The organism is Pseudomonas sp. TE6283 (assembly GCF_054060555.1).
Genome location: NZ_JBSSDH010000007.1, coordinates 202,719 through 218,236 on the forward strand (window position 1 = coordinate 202,719; position 15,518 = coordinate 218,236).

The window sequence follows — 15,518 nt, forward strand, 5'->3', positions numbered from 1 at the left end:
CCGCTTCCGACCCGAAGCTGCCCTTCACGAAGGGCCGAAATCGGCCAGAGGCAGACGCTTGCGAATGACACCTGTAGACTCAAAGCGGTCGAATCACTTGACAGGTACTCCACCAACAAAAAACGGAATTCGCTGAATTTCCATCTCACTCATTTCTCGCCAATCGCTACGCAAAATACCGTACTCAAGCTCGGCGCTTTCCATTGCCTCTTCTAATCCAAGCATTAAGTGGTCGCCTTCAATCTGGAGCGCTTCGTAGTCCTCAAAGCGGATCTCAAGATATACCGGGTCATCGTCTTCGACTTCTAGGCCAAAAATCACGAGCGAGGTGACGCCAGGACAAAATTCGTTGATTTTTCTTACATTCGCAAAAAAATAATTCGTAGGTTGTGGCATGACCTCGGTCACCTTATTTACTGTGGGCTTTCCATTCCACAGGGCTGCTTTAGATCGATTTGTGTCTGCCATAACTGGCAGTTTCTGGCCGATTGCTGCTTTTCGCGAGAGGCAGCTATGGGTCGAAAGCAGCCAGACACGGATAACTGCTCTCGCCCCATAGCTGCCCCTGCCGGAGCACAGATAACAGCCAGCAGCGGTCGACACAATCCAGCCCGGTACAGATAATCAACGTCTCACAGGGATGCCCGGGAACGAATGTCATGGACTGTCTTTCGACGCTTATCACTGACCGGCTGGTTCTCACCCCCCTTCAGTTAGAGGATTCACCCATTATTCAGGAGCTGTTCCCCTGCTGGGAGGTGGTTCGCTATCTGGATCGTCGTGTCCCATGGCCGTATCCAGAAGACGGGGCGCTGATCTATGTCCGAGATATCGCCCTGCCTGCAATGGCAGCAGGTCGTGAATGGCACTGGATGATCCGCATGCGCGACGATGCTAGCTGCACCCTGGGTAGCATCAGTTTGTATGATCAGCCTGGAAACAACAGGGGCTTCTGGCTCGCACCACAGTGGTGGGGGAAGGGCTACATGCGCGAGGCATGCCGGATTATCAATGCCTATTGGTTCGAGACACTGTCGCGTCCGGTCATGCAGGTTCCCAAAGCTGTTGCCAATGACGCATCTCGCAAGGTCTCGACACATGAGGGTATGCGCTTGGTAGACGTGCAGGCAGGAGATTTCGTATCTGGACGGATGGAGGTCGAAATATGGGAGATGACTCGTGCTGACTGGTTAGAAAGATCGACTGCCAGTCGCTAATTCTTTACGTCAGAGGTTGAAGCGCGGGCAGCCGCCCCCGCACCGAAGTGCGGCGTTGGCTTGCCTTTTTGGCTTTTCAGGAAGGGAACAGCTTGCTCAGACAGCTGAGCTTTTTCTTATAGGAACGTCGGGCTTGCAACGCCTCTTCCAGCGTCACCGCAACGAAGCGGGCCTTCTGGTTGGGTTGCATCTGGCCGACCAGGTCGAGGTCGGCGCTGATCACCGTGCCGATCATCGCGTAGCCGCCACCGGACACCGCATCGCGGTGCAGGATGATCGGCTCGAGCCCTGCCGGCACCTGGATCGAGCCGATCGGGTAGCAGCTGTCGACGATGTTCGAAGGATCGGAGCCGGCGCCGAACGGCTGCTCGCGAGGCTGGAAGCTCAGCGGGCTGCCACCCTTGAAGCGATAGCCGATGCGATCTGCCTCCGAGCCGACGGTCCAGGCTTCGGCGAAAAAGCTGTCCGCCGCCGCCAGGGTCAGGCGATCGTAGTACAGCCCCGGCACCACCCGTAGGGTGATCTCCCCTCCCAGCGACTGTCGCAACGCCATGGGCAGGCTCGCCCCGACACACCCCTTGCCGCTGGCGGTGCCGATCGGCAGTTCATCACCCATCACCAGCCTGCGCCCCTGAAAACCACCCAGCGCCCCCAGCGCGTAGGTGGAACGACTGCCGAGCACCACCGGCACATCGATACCGCCGGCCACCGCCAGATAAGCCCGCGCGCCAGCCTTGGGGAAGTCGAAACGCAGCACTTGTCCGGCCTTCACTTCGAAGGCGGTGTCCAAGTGCATGTCCACGCCATCGACCTTCGGCGTCATCTGCGCACCACATACCGCTACCAGGGCGTCCTGCTGAAATTCCAGCTCCGGCCCCAGCAAGGTGCATTCCAGCGCCGCCGAATTGGCCGGGTTGCCCACCAACTGGTTGGCCGCGCTCAGGGCGTACTGGTCCAGCGCCCCGGAAGGCGGGATACCCAGGTGGTAGTAGCCCTCGCGGCCGAGGTCCTGCACCGAGGTGGCCAGACCGGGTTTGAGCACCTTGATCATGCCAGCACCTCCTGCAGCGACTTGGGATAACCGATCGGGTCGGCGAGGAACGCATCGAGCGAGAACTCCACTGGACGGATGCGCAGATCAAAACGCCCGGCTTCGACCTCGGCCACGGCGTGGTCATAGGCATCGCGGTCCATGGGCTTGAACTGCACGATGTCGCCGGGACGGAAGAACACCATGTGTTCCTTCAGGTACGCCAGAGTCTGCTGCGGGTCGTAGATCGGTGCCGGGGTGACGCCAAACATCTGGTAGCCACCGGCGCCACGTACCGAATAAATGCAACCGAAGCAGCCGCCATGGCCCAGGGTCAGTTTCGGCGTGTCGGTACGCGGTCGCAGGTACTTGGGCACCTGCAATTGCCGTTCGCGCTCGACCATCTGGAACATGAACGGCAGGCCCGCGACGAAGCCCACCATCGAAACGAACCACGGCGCGCCACTGTGGGCGGCGATGAACGCCTCGACGTCGGCCAAGCCATTGATGCGCGCGGCGTACTCCAGGTCCGTGGCATTCGGGTCCTGGTGGCGGTCGCGAAAGCGCATCAGGGTTTCGTGGGTCCAGGGATCGTTGTAGAGCACCGGGATCTCGATGATCCGGGTGTGCAGGGTGCGCTCGGCCACGGCCTGGGCCTCGGCCCCCTTCACTGCTTCAAGCAGATCTGCCGGCGCGATGCGATCCGGGTCAAAGCGGATCTGGAACGAGGCGTTGGCCAAGCACACGTCGAGCACGCCATCGAGGGCCAGACGCTCCACCGCGCGGGTGACCGCCATGCCCTTGAAGAAGGCCTCAAGGGACATGCTGTCGCTGACTTCGGCAAACAGATGTTCGTCGGCGCCAAAGCTGTAGCGAATCGGACTGCTCATGCTGCACCTCCACTGCGGCGCTCGGCCAGCCAGGTTTCCAACGTGCCGGTGTGGAAATCGGCGGTGTGCAACCAGGGTTGCTCCAGCAGTTCCCCATGCAACGACAAGGTGCTGGCCATGCCGGTGAGCGTGGTCTGCTCGACCGCCAGTCGCGCGCGGGCCAGGGCTTCGGCGCGGTCACGGCCATGAACAATCAGCTTGGCCAGCAGCGAGTCATAGTATGGCGGTACCCGGTAGCCTTCATACAGATGGCTGTCGACACGCACGCCCTCGCCTTGTGGCCAGTTCAGCGCTTGCACAAGCCCTGGGCTTGGGAAGAAATCCCGCGCGGGGTCTTCGGCGTTCAGGCGCATCTGCAGGGCCGCGCCGTTGATCGCGATATCGCTCTGCTTGAGTCCCAGTGGCTCGCCACCGGCAATGCGCAGCATGGCCTGGACCAGATCGATACCGGTGATCAGCTCGCTGACCGGGTGTTCTACCTGGATCCGTGTGTTCATCTCGATGAAGAAAAACTCGCCGGTGGCGTCATCGTACAGATACTCAAGGGTGCCGGCGCCCTTGTATCCCAGCGCCTCGGTCAGGCGCACGGCGCTCGCGCACAGGGCCTCGCGCTGCTGGGCATCGAGGATCGGTGACGGTGCTTCTTCGAAGATCTTCTGGCGGCGGCGTTGCAGCGAACATTCGCGCTCGAACAGGTGCACCGCCTGCTTGCCGTCGCCCAGCACCTGCACTTCGATATGCCGGGCCTTGCCGATGAAGCGCTCCAGATACACCGCGCCATTGCCAAAAGCGGCCTGGGCTTCGCGCTGGGAACGAGGGAATTCTTCGCGCAACTGTTGCAGGTTTTCCGCCAGACGAATGCCGCGTCCACCGCCTCCGGCCGAGGCCTTGATCAGCAACGGGAAACCGACGGATTTGGCGGCCTCGACCGCCGACTCCACATCGAACAGTTCATCGGCAGAACCCGGCACCACCGGCACGCCCGCCGCCTGTGCGGTGCGCCGGGCTTCGGCCTTGTCACCCATGCGGCGGATGGTCTCGGGGCTTGGGCCGACGAAAATCGCGCCAGCCGCAAGTACCGCTTCGGCGAATTCGGCGTTTTCCGAAAGAAAGCCGTAACCAGGGTGCACCGCGGTGGCCCCGGTGGCCTTCAGGGCACCGAGCAAGGCCTCGACATTGAGGTAGCTCTTGTCAGCGCGGGCCGGGCCAAGGATGTGTACTTCGTCGGCCATGCGCGCGGCCTGGGTGTCGGTGTCTGCTTCGCTGCACGCCGCCACGGTTGGAATCCCGAGCGCTTTCGCGGCACGGATGATCCGCACGGCGATCTCGCCACGGTTGGCGATCAGCAGTTTACCAATGCCTTGAGTCATGGTTGTGCCCTCACGCATCTTCGAGTGTCGCGATGACCTGACCCGGCTCCACCGGATCACCGTCTTCGACCAGAAATGCGTCCAGACGCCCTGCCGTACCCGCGGTCAGTTCGGAAAACTGCTTCATGACCTCGATCAGGCCAATCACCGTGTCGGCACTGACGTTGGCACCGGCCTCGACGTAGTTCGGCGATTCCGGGGTGGCTTTGCGGTAGAAAGTCCCAGGCAATGGGGTGATGACGGTGTGCTGCGCCATGTCTGTTCCTCTTGGAATAGTTGTAGAAAGGCAGGCAAAAAAACTGTGTATCGAGCAAACCCTGGCGTCTGCGTGCCAGGTGTCTTCGGTGGCGTTATCGCGGTGCGCGCACCTGGATCCCCGCGCCATCGAGCGCTTTGCGGGTGGCCTCGACCAGTGCCAGGGCACCGGGTGTATCGCTGTGCAGGCAGATGGAGTCGAACTCGATCGCCAGGTCTTCACCCTCCACCGTGCGCACCACGCCTTGCTGACAGGCACGCAGGACCCGCGCGGCGACTTGCGTGGGGTCGTAGGCACGCACATTGCGGGTGAAGACGATGGAGCCGCTGATGTCATATTCGCGGTCGGCATAGAACTCGCGGATCACTGGTTGGCCTAGCTCCATGGCGATACGCCAGATCGTCGAGTCGGGCATGCAATACAGCAGCAGTTCAGGCTCCAGGCGCTGCAGGTTTTCTACCAGCAAGCGCGCCGCTTCTTCGTCCCGGGCCAGGTGCATGTACAGCGCACCGTGCGGTTTGATGTGTTGCAGGGCCACGCCTTGAACGCGGGCGAGCTCACGTAGGGCGCCCAGCTGATACAGCATGTCGTCCACCAGCTCCTGGGCCGATGCATGGATGTGGCGGCGGCCGAACCCGACCAGGTCGCGAAAGCCCGGATGGGCACCGACGGCCACGCCCAGGCGCTTGGCCTGCTCGACCGTGCGGCGCATGGTGCCGGGGTCGCCGGCATGGAAACCGGTGGCGATGTTGGCCGAGCTGATGAAGCCCATCAGTTCGTTGTCGACCCCGTCGCCGATCGTCCACGGACCGAAGCCTTCGCCCATGTCCGAGTTGAAATCTACTGCCTGCATGACACGTGCTCCTGACGCTTGTGACTTCATGCAGAGCACGTTAAGTTCCAGCCACCCCCTTGGGAAGATCTATTATCCGAGGGGATATCTTCTGAGAATCAGATACCTCATCAAGCGGAGTGATCATGTCTCTGACCCTGCGCCAGGTTCGCTACTTCGTCGCCACGGCCGAGATCGGGCAAATCTCCCAAGCTGCGATTCATCTGAATATTTCCCAGTCGGCGGTGACCACTGCAATCAAGGAACTGGAGGGCATGCTCGGCACGCTACTGTTCCAGCGCTCGGCCCAGGGCATGAGCCTGACCGATGCCGGACGGCACTTTCTCAACCGGGCCTACGTGATCTTGCGCAGCGTCGAGGACGCCCTCAACAGCCCACTGCCGGACGTTCGCGCCACCGGCCTGTTGCGGGTAGCGGCCAGTTACACGGTGATCGGCTACTTCCTGCCCCATCACCTGCAACGCCTGGAACACTGGCACCCGGACGTGGCTATCGAAGTGCACGAACGGGAGCGCCAGGCCATCGAGCAAGGCCTGCTTGAAGGCGAATTCGACATGGCGGTGGTGCTGACCTCGAACCTGACCCACCCGGACATCGTCTCGAAAACCCTGTTCAATTCCGAGCGCCGGCTGTGGCTGCCCAGCCATCACCCGCTGTGCGAGCGCTCGGCCGTGAGCCTTGCCGACGTCACACAGGAGCCGTTCATCCTGCTTACCGTCGACGAAGCCGAACAAAGCGCCATGCGCTACTGGGAACATGCCCAGCAGCAGCCCAACGTGCGAATCCGCACCAGCTCTGTGGAGGCAGTGCGCAGCATGGTGGCCAACGGCAGCGGCGTGGCGATCCTCTCCGACCTGGTGCACCGTCCCTGGTCGCTGGAGGGTAAACGCATCGAAACGGTGACCATCACCGACAAGGTCACTCCCATGAGCGTCGGCCTGGCCTGGCATCGCGAGCGGGAATTCAGCCCGGCGATGCACGCGTTCCACAATTACTTCCACGACGCCTTCCTGGCGCCGCAACAACTTTCCGCACGGCGTTGAAAGCAAGCAAATGCCCCTCATCCATCAGGCCAATCATGCCCCGCGCCCTCCTGCATTCTTGTCGCTACCCAATTACATATGATACTAAGTCTCATTTGCATCAATTTCGTGGCAGCTCATGGCATCTATCGATACCGCTCAGCTCACTGCTCTTTACCAACAGCAACACCGCTGGTTGCGTAGTTGGCTGTATCGGCAATTGAGCTGCTCACACCGCGCCGCTGATTTGATGCAGGACACCTTCATGCGTCTGTTGGCCAGCAACGAGGCGCTTGAGATCCGCCAGCCTCGGCCTTTCCTGGCCAAGGTGGCACGCAGTGTCCTGTCCAACCACTACAGCGCAGCCCTTGAACCACACCATGACGAAGCAGTAGCGTCAGCAGCACCTGGAGAAAATACGCCTGGGTCGATAGCGGTCAGATGCAACCGACAGTTTTCGCCCCATGGCTGCCTTTGGTGAAGAGCAGCCATAGGCCGTAATCGGCAGCATGGCGAGCGTCATGGCATGGGCGTGGCCCAGCCTATTGCCTGAGGGGGCTTCAATGGATCAAGTAACCATTGACGTAGCGCACTGTCTTTTCCAAAGCTCGCGCCATGTCCGGATGTGTCAGCTGATACTTCAGTTCCAGTTGCCGGCTATGACGCATGTCAAAGCGTTGCGTCTGAATAAAGTTCAATGACTCGGCGCTGATCGCGAATCGGGACGCCAGTCCGGGAATTGTCAAAAGCCATCTCAGCAATCCTATCGCTACATGGCGACGGGGTGCCTTGATATTCAGCGTTTTGGCTATCTGCCCCAGCATCTCCTGCAAGTTCGGTGTGTGTTCATAGAGCGCCAGGACCTGCTGGTTGGCCATCGAGGGGTCGAACGCCGCGCAAGTTATCATGGTCACCAGGTAATCGACGCTGACTAATGGCAACCAGTGCCTGGTGGAGCCGGGGACAGCCTTGAACCGGCCTTGTGCCAGATTTCGAATGAGTTCGGCCAAAGGTTGTCCTTCGACAATGTGCCCGCTCTCGCTGTGGCCACACACCGTAGCAGGGTGAACGATTGTGTAATCCGCGCCCACCTCCTGCATGTAACGGATGACCGCAAAATGAGCCTCGAGCTTGCTGCCTTCGTAGCCACCTGCACGGGCGTAGACGGAGGGCCAGTTCGTGTTTTCAGGGCGCTCATTGTCCACCCCGATACTGGCCAGGTGGCCAAGGTTTTGCAGCATGAAGCCACCCACCATCAGCAAGCGGATGCGCTGGCTCGCCGCAAGCCTGGCGACTCGCAGCGCCCCTTGCACATTGACTTCGCGGGCGCGCTCCATGGTCAGCCCCCAGGAAAATTGCACCGCGAGGTGGAAGGCCACAGAGGCCGACGACACGCGCTGCTTGTCTGCCTCGCTGAGCCCCAGCCCCTCTCTGCTGATATCGCCCTCAACGGCATGGATACAGGCAGGGTTACCACCCAGTCGGCTTACCTGCTCCCTGAGGCGGTCAAGGTTTGCAGGGGGGCGCATAAGCACCCAGACCTTGTGCCCTGTCGCAGTAAGACGAGCCAGTAAATGCTGACCGATAAACCCACTGCCGCCTGTGACGAAACATTCCACGCTCATGCCTGAATCCCTTGTTTGGATGATGGGGGCAGGCTAAGGTGTAGAGCCTGCTCTACAGTCAAGGAATTTTTACTGTGAACATTGGAGAGTTGGAGCGCCGTAGTGGAGTTGGCCGCCATGCATTGCGCTATTACGAACAACTCGGGCTTATCGTGGCCCATCGACAAGCCAACAACTATCGCAGCTACAGCGATCAGGCCGTTGTTGACCTGGCCTTCATTCAGAGTGCCCAGGGCGTGGGCTTTTCGCTCGCCGAGATTGGCGACATTCTTGCTGCCAAGCGGGGTAATACGATCAATTGCGCGCAAGGCGCGGCCTTGGTGGCCAGCAAGATGGCCGAAATTCAGACGAAGATCACCACCTTGCAAGCCACGTATGTTTTTCTGGATGCAGAGCGTGTGAAGCTTGAAACCAGTGCCATTGCCCTCGGGCAAACTATTCCTCACCTTCCTGTACAGGGGCATGGCGCAACGCAATAGTCCCGGCTTGACTGTTCAGCGTGGCCCGGCTCCCTGGCGGGCCTGCTCGCCGATTGCTCCGCGTGTATCGCGTGGGCGCCTCGCCAGTAATCAACCGCCCTCATCACCGTCTGATGCCAACCTCAAGCAACGCCGCGATGATAAACGGCCCCTTCTTCTCCAGATACTCAGCCATCCCCCCGGTATTGGTGGCCTCCAGCTCGATCTTGAGGTCTTGATATCGCTGGCGCAGGGAGGCATCGTTCCTGAGCAGATCCCTGAAGGTCAGCATCTGGATGATTGAAGGGTGACCACATCTGCAGATGTGGACCTTGTGGGTGCGCACCTCGCCAATATTGCGGCGATAGAAGTGGTGTCCTTCGGACAGGTCAGTGCCGCGTACATACCCCAAGCTAAGCAACACCTCGTCTCGAGCTGCTGCATTGCAATGCTCTGAAACCTCGATCAGCACATCGATCTCGGGCTTGGCGGCGAGTTGCGGGACAGCCGTGCTGCCCACATGGTGCATGGCGATAAGCTCATCACCAAATGCCGAGACGAGCAGCACTTTGTCCGCCTCGTACCGTTGTGGCCATTCAGGGTTGTAGGTCGTGATCTTGCTGGTCAGCGCCATGGGCCATCCTTGCGCAGGTTAAAACGTTCTGACACGCCTTCACGGCAGGCGCCTGCCGCCACGAGTATCCAATGACCTTGCGCAGCCTGATCAGCCTGTGCCCAGACTCGCGAGAAATACCTCGGTATCCCGGTTGGACCGCAGGCAGACCACGCGAAATCCCGGCGGGACTGTCGCCACGAATCGCTTGATTGCCTCCCGGGACGAGGTTTTCGTCCGCCACATGAAGCCGAGAAACTCCGGCAAGTTGGCCAGCAGTTCCGGGCAGTCGTCCGGCAGGTCGGGCCGGGATCGACCGCGGTTCAGCATCGTTCTGAGGAACACGCGCCAGAATCGAAGCGGCGCCGAGCGATCGATCCATATCAGCATGTCAGCGCGGGCCAGCCGGTTGTTCCATGTGGTCGAGTGCCCACCTTCGAAAATCCAGCGCTCACGGGCCTCGACCTGATGGCAAAGACGCGTCTTCTCGTCCCGGCTGCGTTCGACCCACCCTGGCTGCCAGTGAATCGTGTCGATATGCACGACCGGCAAGCCCGTGCGCTCACCGAGCTTGCGCGCCAACGTACTTTTCCCAGAACCTGGCTGGCCAATGATCATCACCCGTTGCATTGAAGCTCCCTGCCGGCTGGATTTTGGGCGCGCGATTTTACGGCAATGGCCGACATGGTCAACTGCAGGCACACTCTCGAAGCCGTTTGGACGCAGGTCCAGTATTCTGTTCCCTGCCGCTCTCACGGATGAAATGATGGTGCTCAACGCCCTCACGCCGCTGCTGGATTACCTACTGACGCTCTCTCCTGTCCTCGGCTTGTTCGCCGTCTGGTTCTGGATCACGCCTTGCTCACTGATGGGTTTGCGTTTGGCAATACTCCTGACCGCATTCCTGCTCACACGGGACCTGATGACACCCTGCGGATTGTGGAGGGTAGGCGGTAAACCAGCACTCCAGTTTCATGCCAATGTGTGGATTCTCACGTCGCTTGGTATTGGCTTCAATACTGCTGATTACGTGCCTCGCGAGGCATCATGGCCGGCACTTCTGGCCACCTCGACATAGCTCTCGGTCAGCGCTGCGCAGAAACTCTCGCTTGACGGGTGCCCCAGCACCACCAGTACTCGTTTGCTCATCATCACTTCATCCTGAACATGAGGCGTGCAGGGTAAAGCCTGACCATAACGGGAGAGTCAACTGCTCAAGCTGCTCTGGGGCCGTTTCAGTGCGCGACATCCAGCGGCCAAAGCTAGAATTCCTGCCCTTGGTGAATGGCAGCTATGGGTCGATAGCAGTCGTTCAGCGACTGACCACTAACGACCCATAGCGGTCCTACGCCGAGAGCAGCAAACGGCCAGAGGTGAACCGCCGTAATAGTCTCGTCCATCTATGAGAACAATCGAGCTCTTCTGGCCGATAGCTGCGGGCCTAGCAGCGCGCAATGGCGTACGAGGTCTGCAATGGATCGATAGCGTTCTGCCAGCCTTGAGGGGGTCCAGAATCCCCATGAGCAACCCTTGGCGACTGATGGTTTCGACCTTATCCGTTCAACTGTCTAGAGTAGATTCAGTCTCGGCGTCAAACCTTACCTTTTGGGAGACGCTACCCCATGGACTGGAGAAACGACATGCCGGCTTGTCCCATACCGACTGACGAAACGTTGCGCCAGCGCACCCTCGATGAAATGAATGTGCTGGATACACCGGCTGAGCATTACCTCGATACGCTGGTGCGGCTCACTCAGGAAGTGGCGCACGTGGATACTGTGCTGATCAGCCTGATTGATCACGATCGGCAATGGTTCAAGGCCAGGATCGGGCTAGACGTAAACGAGACTCCGCGCAATGTGTCCTTCTGCGGCTACGCCATTCTGGGTGAGGACACCCTGCTGGTGGCCGACGCCGAGTGCGATTCTCGATTCGCCGACAATCCGCTGGTACTTGGCGCACCCTACATCCGCTTCTACGCCGGTCACCCCTTGCGTGCCGGAAACGGCAAAGCGATCGGAACGCTATGCATGTTCGACCCTCGCCCACGCCTGCTAAGTGAGGCCCAGCAGGCCAACTTCAGAGACTTGGCCACGCTCGCGGAGGGTTATCTGCAACTGCGCAGCATGATACAGGCCAACCACGACTTACGCCTTGAAATGGACCGTGAGCAACGCAAGGCTTTGCTTGATCCGCTAACACAGCTATGGAACCGCGGCGCGTTGGCCGCTTTCCAGGACCGTGAACGCCGTTTGGCAAAGGAGAAAGGTCTGCAGTTGGGTACTCTGTATGCGGACCTTGACCACTTCAAGTCTGTAAACGACAAGTATGGTCATGCTGAAGGTGACCAGGTGCTTTGCGAGTGTGCCCGTCGTCTGCGAGCTGCCCTTCGCCCGCAGGATTTGCTGGTACGCCAGGGCGGTGAGGAATTCGTCGCATTGCTGCGGGTAAATGACGGTGACGAGCTTGTGCGGATCGCGGAGCGCGTGCGCCTGATCGTTGGCAGCAGACCGATGCAACTCTCCAGCGGTCCGCTGAGGGTGAGCCTCAGTGTGGGATGTACTTTAGTCGCCGATAGCGAGCAGATCGATGATGCATTACGGCGCGCCGACAGCGCACTTTACGCAGCCAAACAGGGAGGGCGCGACCAAGTTGTCTATGCACCGCCGATCTTGTGAGAATCCAAGGCGGAACTAGTACCAGGCCGCCTCAGCGCACAGCCTCAAGCACCTTGTGTCGCGAAAGGGTCGCAAAGCGACCCCGGCAATCTTGAATTGAGCAGTCTATCCCAACAATCGCAAAACCTTGAGAGGGATGGCCAAACGCTCTATCCCAGGCCACCCATCGATCCCACTGATGATTACTATCAAGCCGCCCGCCTGTCGAGCTGCAAAATCCACCCCCTATAATCGCCTCCCCGTTTTCCCCTCGCTGCAGCGCCTGTCCCAGGCGACAGTCCCCTATGGAAGCCCGCACCATGCCAAGCCCCAACCCGTCCCCCCACAGCCCACCCGAACACAGCCAGCAGAGCGTCCGTCAGCAGTGGCTGGCGATTCTCTCGGTCGCCGTGGGCGCCTTCGCCTTGGTGACCAGCGAGTTCCTGCCGGTGGGCGTGCTCAACGATGTCGCCGCCGACCTCGGCATCAGCGCAGGCCAGGCCGGCCTGATGGTGACCCTGCCCGGCATCATGGCGGCCCTGGCCGCGCCCTTGCTGTCGGTGGGCATCGGCGCCCTCGACCGACGCTACCTGCTGATCGCCCTGACGCTGATCATGATCGTCGCCAACGCCGTGGTGGCCTACGCCACCGACTTCGGCCTGCTGCTGTTCGGCCGGGTACTGCTGGGCATCAGCATCGGTGGCTTCTGGGCGACCGCGATCGCCCTGAGCGGCCGCCTGGCGCCCAAGGGCGTGGGCGTGGCGCAGGCCACCTCGATCATCATGGTCGGCGTGACCTTGGCCACCGTGCTCGGCGTGCCCGTGGGCACTTGGCTCAGCGGGCTCATGGGCTGGCGCATGACCTTCCTGGTCACCGCACTGGTGGGCGTGCCGGTGCTGCTGGCGCAGGTCCTGCTGCTGCCGCGGCTCAACCCGGAGAAGGCCATCCGCATCAGCGACCTGCCGGCGCTGTTCGTCAACCCGCAGGCGCGGGTAGGCTTGATCGCAGTGTTGCTGATCGGCCTGGCGCACTTTGCCGCGTACACCTACGTCGCGCCGTTCTTCAAGCACAACGCAGGCTTCGACGGACCGATGATCGGCTCGCTGTTGCTGCTCTACGGCGTGGCCGGGGTGCTGGGCAATGTCTTCGCCGGTTTCGCCGCCAACCAGAGCGTGCGCTACACCCTGATGCTGGTTGCCTTGATGATCGGCATCGGCACCGCACTGTTCCCCTACTTCGCCACCAGCCTCACTGGCGCGGCGATGCTGATCGCGCTCTGGGGCTTCGCCTTCGGCGCCTTCCCGGCCTGCGCCAGTATCTGGATGTTCGTCGTGGCACCCAAGGATGTGGAACGCGGCATGCCGCTGTTCGTCGCCATGTTCCAGGTGATCATCGCCCTGGGCTCGTTCTTCGGTGGGCGGATCGTCGACCAGATGGGCAGCGCGGTGCTGTTCAGCCTGGCCACGGCGCTGGTGGGCTGCGGTTTTGTCACGGTGCTGGTGTTGGGACGCAGCGTCAGCAATCGCCTGGCGGCCCAACCTTCCTGAAATACCGATCTCGCGTGGGCCGGCCGGCGGTGTCCGCCCCACGTTTTATCAACTCTTTACGCCGACGAGCCGCGAACCGACTGCAACCTGATACGCAGCTCAATTCCCTTGGCCGCATCTGCGGCGTATCGACCTGTTGCCGACGAAGAATTCCCGGTGCGCTTGCGCAGGTGTTGCCCAGCGCTTGCCGCTGGGCTAGCCTGTACATCCAACTCCCCCTGCGAGGTGTTCGTCCAATGCGCCATTGATGCCGCCGTCTACCTGACGGCCAGTCTTCAGCCTCCGGCCCGTACCGGAGATGTCGCGGCATGAGTGGAGTTGTGCATGACGAGCTCGTCGATCCTGACGCTGGACAGCGTCACCCTGGTCCTGCCCGATGGCAGACCGCTTTTTACCGACCTCAACGAATCCTTCGACCTGCGCCACACCGGGCTGGTCGGGCGCAACGGCGTGGGCAAGAGCCTGCTCGGACAACTGCTGGCCGGCCTGCGCGAGCCCAGTGAGGGAAACTGCCTGCGCCTTGGCCGGGTCCATCATCTCGACCAGCAGGTGATTGCCAACAGCGCCACCGTCGCCGACCTGGCCCAGGTAGGTAGTACGCTGCGCGCCCTCGAGCGGATCGAACGTGGCAGCCTCGACCCGGAGGACTTCGACGCGGTCGGCGAGCGCTGGGACATTCGGGCGCGATTACAGGCGCAACTGCAACACCATGGCCTGGGCCATCTCGACCCACACTACCCGGCCGAGCACCTGAGCGGCGGCCAGGCCATGCGCGTCGCGCTGCTCGGCGCCTGGTTGAGCGAGGCCGACTACCTGATCCTTGACGAGCCGAGCAACCACCTGGACAGCAGCGCCAGGACCATGCTGCTGGACATGCTCCAGGGCTGGGAAAAGGGCCTGCTGGTGATCAGCCACGACCGGGCGCTGCTCGGGCACATGGCACGCATCGTCGAACTGTCGCCCCTTGGCTTGCGCGCCTATGGCGGCGATTTCGGCTTCTACCGTCAGCAAAGCACCGCACAGGTCGAACGGGCCGCGCAGGAACTGCTGCGCCTCAAGCAGCAGCGCCAACGCCAGGTTCAGGCATTGCAACGTCAGCGTGAGAACTTCGAGCGTCACCAGGCCTGCGCCGGGCGCCAGGCCAGGCAAGCGAACCAGGCGCAGATTCTGCTCGACCGACAGCAGCAGCGCAGCCAGGCCACCGCCGGGCGCCAGCGCCGCGAACTGCGGGATGCCAAGGCGGCCCTGGACGAACAGGTACGCCAGGCGGCGCGTCAGGTCGAACGCGAGGTGCCGATCGTGCTGCACGCCCCCACGCCGCAACGGCATACGGGGCGCGAGGTGCTGGCCCTGGAGGGTTTATGCCTGCCACGGGGCACGACGGATGCGCTGGACATGCGCCTGTGCCTGGGCCAGCGACTGGGGGTGGTGGGCGACAACGGCAGCGGCAAGTCCACCCTGCTGCGGGTGCTGGCCGGTGAACTGGCGCCGCGCGCGGGCAGCCTGCGGTTGACCGGCGAAGTCGCCCTGCTCGACCAGCATGGCAGTTGCCTGGGGCCACGGCAAAGCGCCCTGGAACACCTGCGCGCCGCCAATCCTCGCCTGCAGCGCGACGAACTGCATCGTCGGCTGGCGCAGCTGGGCATCGACGCGGCACGCATCACCCTGCCCGGCGCCCTGCTCAGTGGTGGCGAACGACTCAAGGTCGCGCTGGCTGCCGTGTTGTACCGGGAACGGCCATTGGACCTGCTGCTGCTCGACGAGCCGAACAACCACCTCGACCTGCCGTCGCTCGAGGCGCTGGAGCAGTTGTTGCGACAGTTCAAGGGGGCGCTGCTGGTGGTCTCGCATGACCAAGTGTTTCTTCAGTCCCTGGTGCTGGAGGGCTGCCTGCATTTAAGTCCAGATAGTTTGTCGCCCACCACGCCCTGATGCTCGCCCGGCGGATTGTGTGACTGGCCGTTCCCGATCCGCGCCGGA

At 61.5% G+C, this 15,518-nt stretch carries 17 protein-coding genes and 1 pseudogene; 8 read left to right on the forward strand and 10 right to left on the reverse strand.

Annotation, left to right across the window (positions count from 1 at the left end):
- Positions 1-93: 93 nt before the first annotated feature.
- Positions 94-396 carry a hypothetical protein gene (locus tag ACVWZ5_RS12525; protein WP_457340646.1) on the reverse strand — a complete coding sequence of 101 codons (303 nt, stop codon included), beginning with the start codon at positions 394-396 and terminating at the stop codon, positions 94-96.
- Between the two features lie 263 nt (positions 397-659).
- On the opposite strand from ACVWZ5_RS12525, the gene ACVWZ5_RS12530 reads away from it, so the two are divergent.
- On the forward strand, positions 660-1,217 hold the full coding sequence (locus ACVWZ5_RS12530; RefSeq protein WP_062574282.1) for a GNAT family N-acetyltransferase: 558 nt from the start codon (positions 660-662) through the stop codon (positions 1,215-1,217).
- A 76-nt stretch (positions 1,218-1,293) separates the two neighbouring features.
- Here ACVWZ5_RS12530 and ACVWZ5_RS12535 read toward each other — a convergent pair whose 3' ends face one another.
- The 5 genes from ACVWZ5_RS12535 to ACVWZ5_RS12555 all read right to left on the reverse strand — a co-directional run bounded on the left by ACVWZ5_RS12535 (position 1,294) and on the right by ACVWZ5_RS12555 (position 5,616).
- Positions 1,294-2,268, reverse strand: coding sequence for a 5-oxoprolinase subunit C family protein (locus ACVWZ5_RS12535; RefSeq protein WP_062574283.1), 975 nt, complete (start codon positions 2,266-2,268; stop codon positions 1,294-1,296).
- Positions 2,265-3,137, reverse strand: a complete 873-nt coding sequence (locus tag ACVWZ5_RS12540) for a 5-oxoprolinase subunit B family protein (protein ID WP_062574284.1) — start codon at positions 3,135-3,137, stop codon at positions 2,265-2,267. The genes ACVWZ5_RS12535 and ACVWZ5_RS12540 overlap by 4 nt, the downstream gene beginning before the upstream one ends.
- Positions 3,134-4,507 carry an acetyl-CoA carboxylase biotin carboxylase subunit gene (locus tag ACVWZ5_RS12545; RefSeq protein ID WP_457340647.1) on the reverse strand — a complete coding sequence of 458 codons (1,374 nt, stop codon included), beginning with the start codon at positions 4,505-4,507 and terminating at the stop codon, positions 3,134-3,136. The genes ACVWZ5_RS12540 and ACVWZ5_RS12545 overlap by 4 nt, the downstream gene beginning before the upstream one ends.
- Positions 4,508-4,517: 10 nt before the next feature.
- The gene (locus tag ACVWZ5_RS12550; protein WP_023629552.1) at positions 4,518-4,763 is read right to left on the reverse strand and encodes an acetyl-CoA carboxylase; all 246 of its coding nucleotides are present in this window, start codon (positions 4,761-4,763) and stop codon (positions 4,518-4,520) included.
- 94 nt (positions 4,764-4,857) lie between these two features.
- Positions 4,858-5,616 (reverse strand): 5-oxoprolinase subunit PxpA, encoded by a 759-nt coding sequence (locus ACVWZ5_RS12555; protein WP_457340648.1) that lies wholly within the window; start codon positions 5,614-5,616, stop codon positions 4,858-4,860.
- A 125-nt stretch (positions 5,617-5,741) separates the two neighbouring features.
- Here ACVWZ5_RS12555 and ACVWZ5_RS12560 point away from each other — a divergent pair, with 125 nt between their 5' ends.
- Together ACVWZ5_RS12560 and ACVWZ5_RS12565 are read left to right on the forward strand one after the other, a co-directional pair.
- The gene (locus ACVWZ5_RS12560) at positions 5,742-6,659 is read left to right on the forward strand and encodes a LysR family transcriptional regulator (protein ID WP_050706069.1); all 918 of its coding nucleotides are present in this window, start codon (positions 5,742-5,744) and stop codon (positions 6,657-6,659) included.
- Positions 6,660-6,777: 118 nt separating this feature from the next.
- On the forward strand, positions 6,778-7,119 hold the full coding sequence (locus tag ACVWZ5_RS12565) for a sigma factor (protein ID WP_343580041.1): 342 nt from the start codon (positions 6,778-6,780) through the stop codon (positions 7,117-7,119).
- Between the two features lie 79 nt (positions 7,120-7,198).
- Here ACVWZ5_RS12565 and ACVWZ5_RS12570 read toward each other — a convergent pair whose 3' ends face one another.
- On the reverse strand, positions 7,199-8,263 hold the full coding sequence (locus ACVWZ5_RS12570; RefSeq protein ID WP_457340649.1) for an SDR family oxidoreductase: 1,065 nt from the start codon (positions 8,261-8,263) through the stop codon (positions 7,199-7,201).
- Positions 8,264-8,337: 74 nt separating this feature from the next.
- Between ACVWZ5_RS12570 and ACVWZ5_RS12575 the strand changes: the two genes are divergently transcribed.
- Entirely contained in the window at positions 8,338-8,742 is a 405-nt protein-coding gene (locus tag ACVWZ5_RS12575) for a MerR family transcriptional regulator (protein WP_457340650.1), read from the forward strand.
- 103 nt (positions 8,743-8,845) lie between these two features.
- Here the strand turns inward: ACVWZ5_RS12575 and ACVWZ5_RS12580 are convergent, their stop codons facing one another.
- Both ACVWZ5_RS12580 and ACVWZ5_RS12585 read right to left on the reverse strand, forming a co-directional pair.
- Complete coding sequence (locus ACVWZ5_RS12580) at positions 8,846-9,355, reverse strand: GrpB family protein (RefSeq protein ID WP_457340651.1); 510 nt, start codon at positions 9,353-9,355, stop codon at positions 8,846-8,848.
- Between the two features lie 90 nt (positions 9,356-9,445).
- A complete protein-coding gene (locus ACVWZ5_RS12585; RefSeq protein ID WP_062574292.1) occupies positions 9,446-9,964 on the reverse strand; it encodes an AAA family ATPase in 519 nt (172 codons plus the stop codon).
- On the opposite strand from ACVWZ5_RS12585, the gene ACVWZ5_RS12590 reads away from it, so the two are divergent.
- Positions 9,945-10,412 (forward strand): hypothetical protein, encoded by a 468-nt coding sequence (locus ACVWZ5_RS12590; protein WP_155721662.1) that lies wholly within the window; start codon positions 9,945-9,947, stop codon positions 10,410-10,412. The genes ACVWZ5_RS12585 and ACVWZ5_RS12590 overlap by 20 nt on opposite strands.
- On the opposite strand, the pseudogene ACVWZ5_RS12595 reads toward ACVWZ5_RS12590, so the two are convergent.
- Positions 10,379-10,486 (reverse strand): annotated as a pseudogene (locus ACVWZ5_RS12595) (NAD(P)H-dependent oxidoreductase); the annotation flags it as partial. The gene ACVWZ5_RS12590 and the pseudogene ACVWZ5_RS12595 overlap by 34 nt on opposite strands.
- Positions 10,487-10,974: 488 nt before the next feature.
- On the opposite strand from ACVWZ5_RS12595, the gene ACVWZ5_RS12600 reads away from it, so the two are divergent.
- The 3 genes from ACVWZ5_RS12600 (at position 10,975) to ACVWZ5_RS12610 (ending at position 15,470) form a co-directional block, all read left to right on the forward strand.
- Positions 10,975-12,012: a GGDEF domain-containing protein gene (locus tag ACVWZ5_RS12600; RefSeq protein ID WP_062574294.1), complete on the forward strand. Its 1,038-nt coding sequence runs from the start codon at positions 10,975-10,977 to the stop codon at positions 12,010-12,012.
- A gap of 299 nt (positions 12,013-12,311) precedes the next feature.
- The gene (locus ACVWZ5_RS12605) at positions 12,312-13,538 is read left to right on the forward strand and encodes an MFS transporter (RefSeq protein WP_050706189.1); all 1,227 of its coding nucleotides are present in this window, start codon (positions 12,312-12,314) and stop codon (positions 13,536-13,538) included.
- 324 nt (positions 13,539-13,862) lie between these two features.
- Entirely contained in the window at positions 13,863-15,470 is a 1,608-nt protein-coding gene (locus ACVWZ5_RS12610; protein ID WP_280070982.1) for an ATP-binding cassette domain-containing protein, read from the forward strand.
- Positions 15,471-15,518: the final 48 nt, after the last annotated feature.

Coding starts and splice junctions, on each gene's coding strand:
- ACVWZ5_RS12525 (WP_457340646.1), bottom strand. CDS start 396: ATGCCACAACCTACGAATTATTTTTTTGCGAATGTAAGAAAAATCAAC.
- ACVWZ5_RS12530 (WP_062574282.1), top strand. CDS start 660: ATGGACTGTCTTTCGACGCTTATCACTGACCGGCTGGTTCTCACCCCC.
- ACVWZ5_RS12535 (WP_062574283.1), bottom strand. CDS start 2,268: ATGATCAAGGTGCTCAAACCCGGTCTGGCCACCTCGGTGCAGGACCTC.
- ACVWZ5_RS12540 (WP_062574284.1), bottom strand. CDS start 3,137: ATGAGCAGTCCGATTCGCTACAGCTTTGGCGCCGACGAACATCTGTTT.
- ACVWZ5_RS12545 (WP_457340647.1), bottom strand. CDS start 4,507: ATGACTCAAGGCATTGGTAAACTGCTGATCGCCAACCGTGGCGAGATC.
- ACVWZ5_RS12550 (WP_023629552.1), bottom strand. CDS start 4,763: ATGGCGCAGCACACCGTCATCACCCCATTGCCTGGGACTTTCTACCGC.
- ACVWZ5_RS12555 (WP_457340648.1), bottom strand. CDS start 5,616: ATGCAGGCAGTAGATTTCAACTCGGACATGGGCGAAGGCTTCGGTCCG.
- ACVWZ5_RS12560 (WP_050706069.1), top strand. CDS start 5,742: ATGTCTCTGACCCTGCGCCAGGTTCGCTACTTCGTCGCCACGGCCGAG.
- ACVWZ5_RS12565 (WP_343580041.1), top strand. CDS start 6,778: ATGGCATCTATCGATACCGCTCAGCTCACTGCTCTTTACCAACAGCAA.
- ACVWZ5_RS12570 (WP_457340649.1), bottom strand. CDS start 8,263: ATGAGCGTGGAATGTTTCGTCACAGGCGGCAGTGGGTTTATCGGTCAG.
- ACVWZ5_RS12580 (WP_457340651.1), bottom strand. CDS start 9,355: ATGGCGCTGACCAGCAAGATCACGACCTACAACCCTGAATGGCCACAA.
- ACVWZ5_RS12590 (WP_155721662.1), top strand. CDS start 9,945: ATGATCATCACCCGTTGCATTGAAGCTCCCTGCCGGCTGGATTTTGGG.
- ACVWZ5_RS12585 (WP_062574292.1), bottom strand. CDS start 9,964: ATGCAACGGGTGATGATCATTGGCCAGCCAGGTTCTGGGAAAAGTACG.
- ACVWZ5_RS12600 (WP_062574294.1), top strand. CDS start 10,975: ATGCCGGCTTGTCCCATACCGACTGACGAAACGTTGCGCCAGCGCACC.
- ACVWZ5_RS12605 (WP_050706189.1), top strand. CDS start 12,312: ATGCCAAGCCCCAACCCGTCCCCCCACAGCCCACCCGAACACAGCCAG.
- ACVWZ5_RS12610 (WP_280070982.1), top strand. CDS start 13,863: ATGACGAGCTCGTCGATCCTGACGCTGGACAGCGTCACCCTGGTCCTG.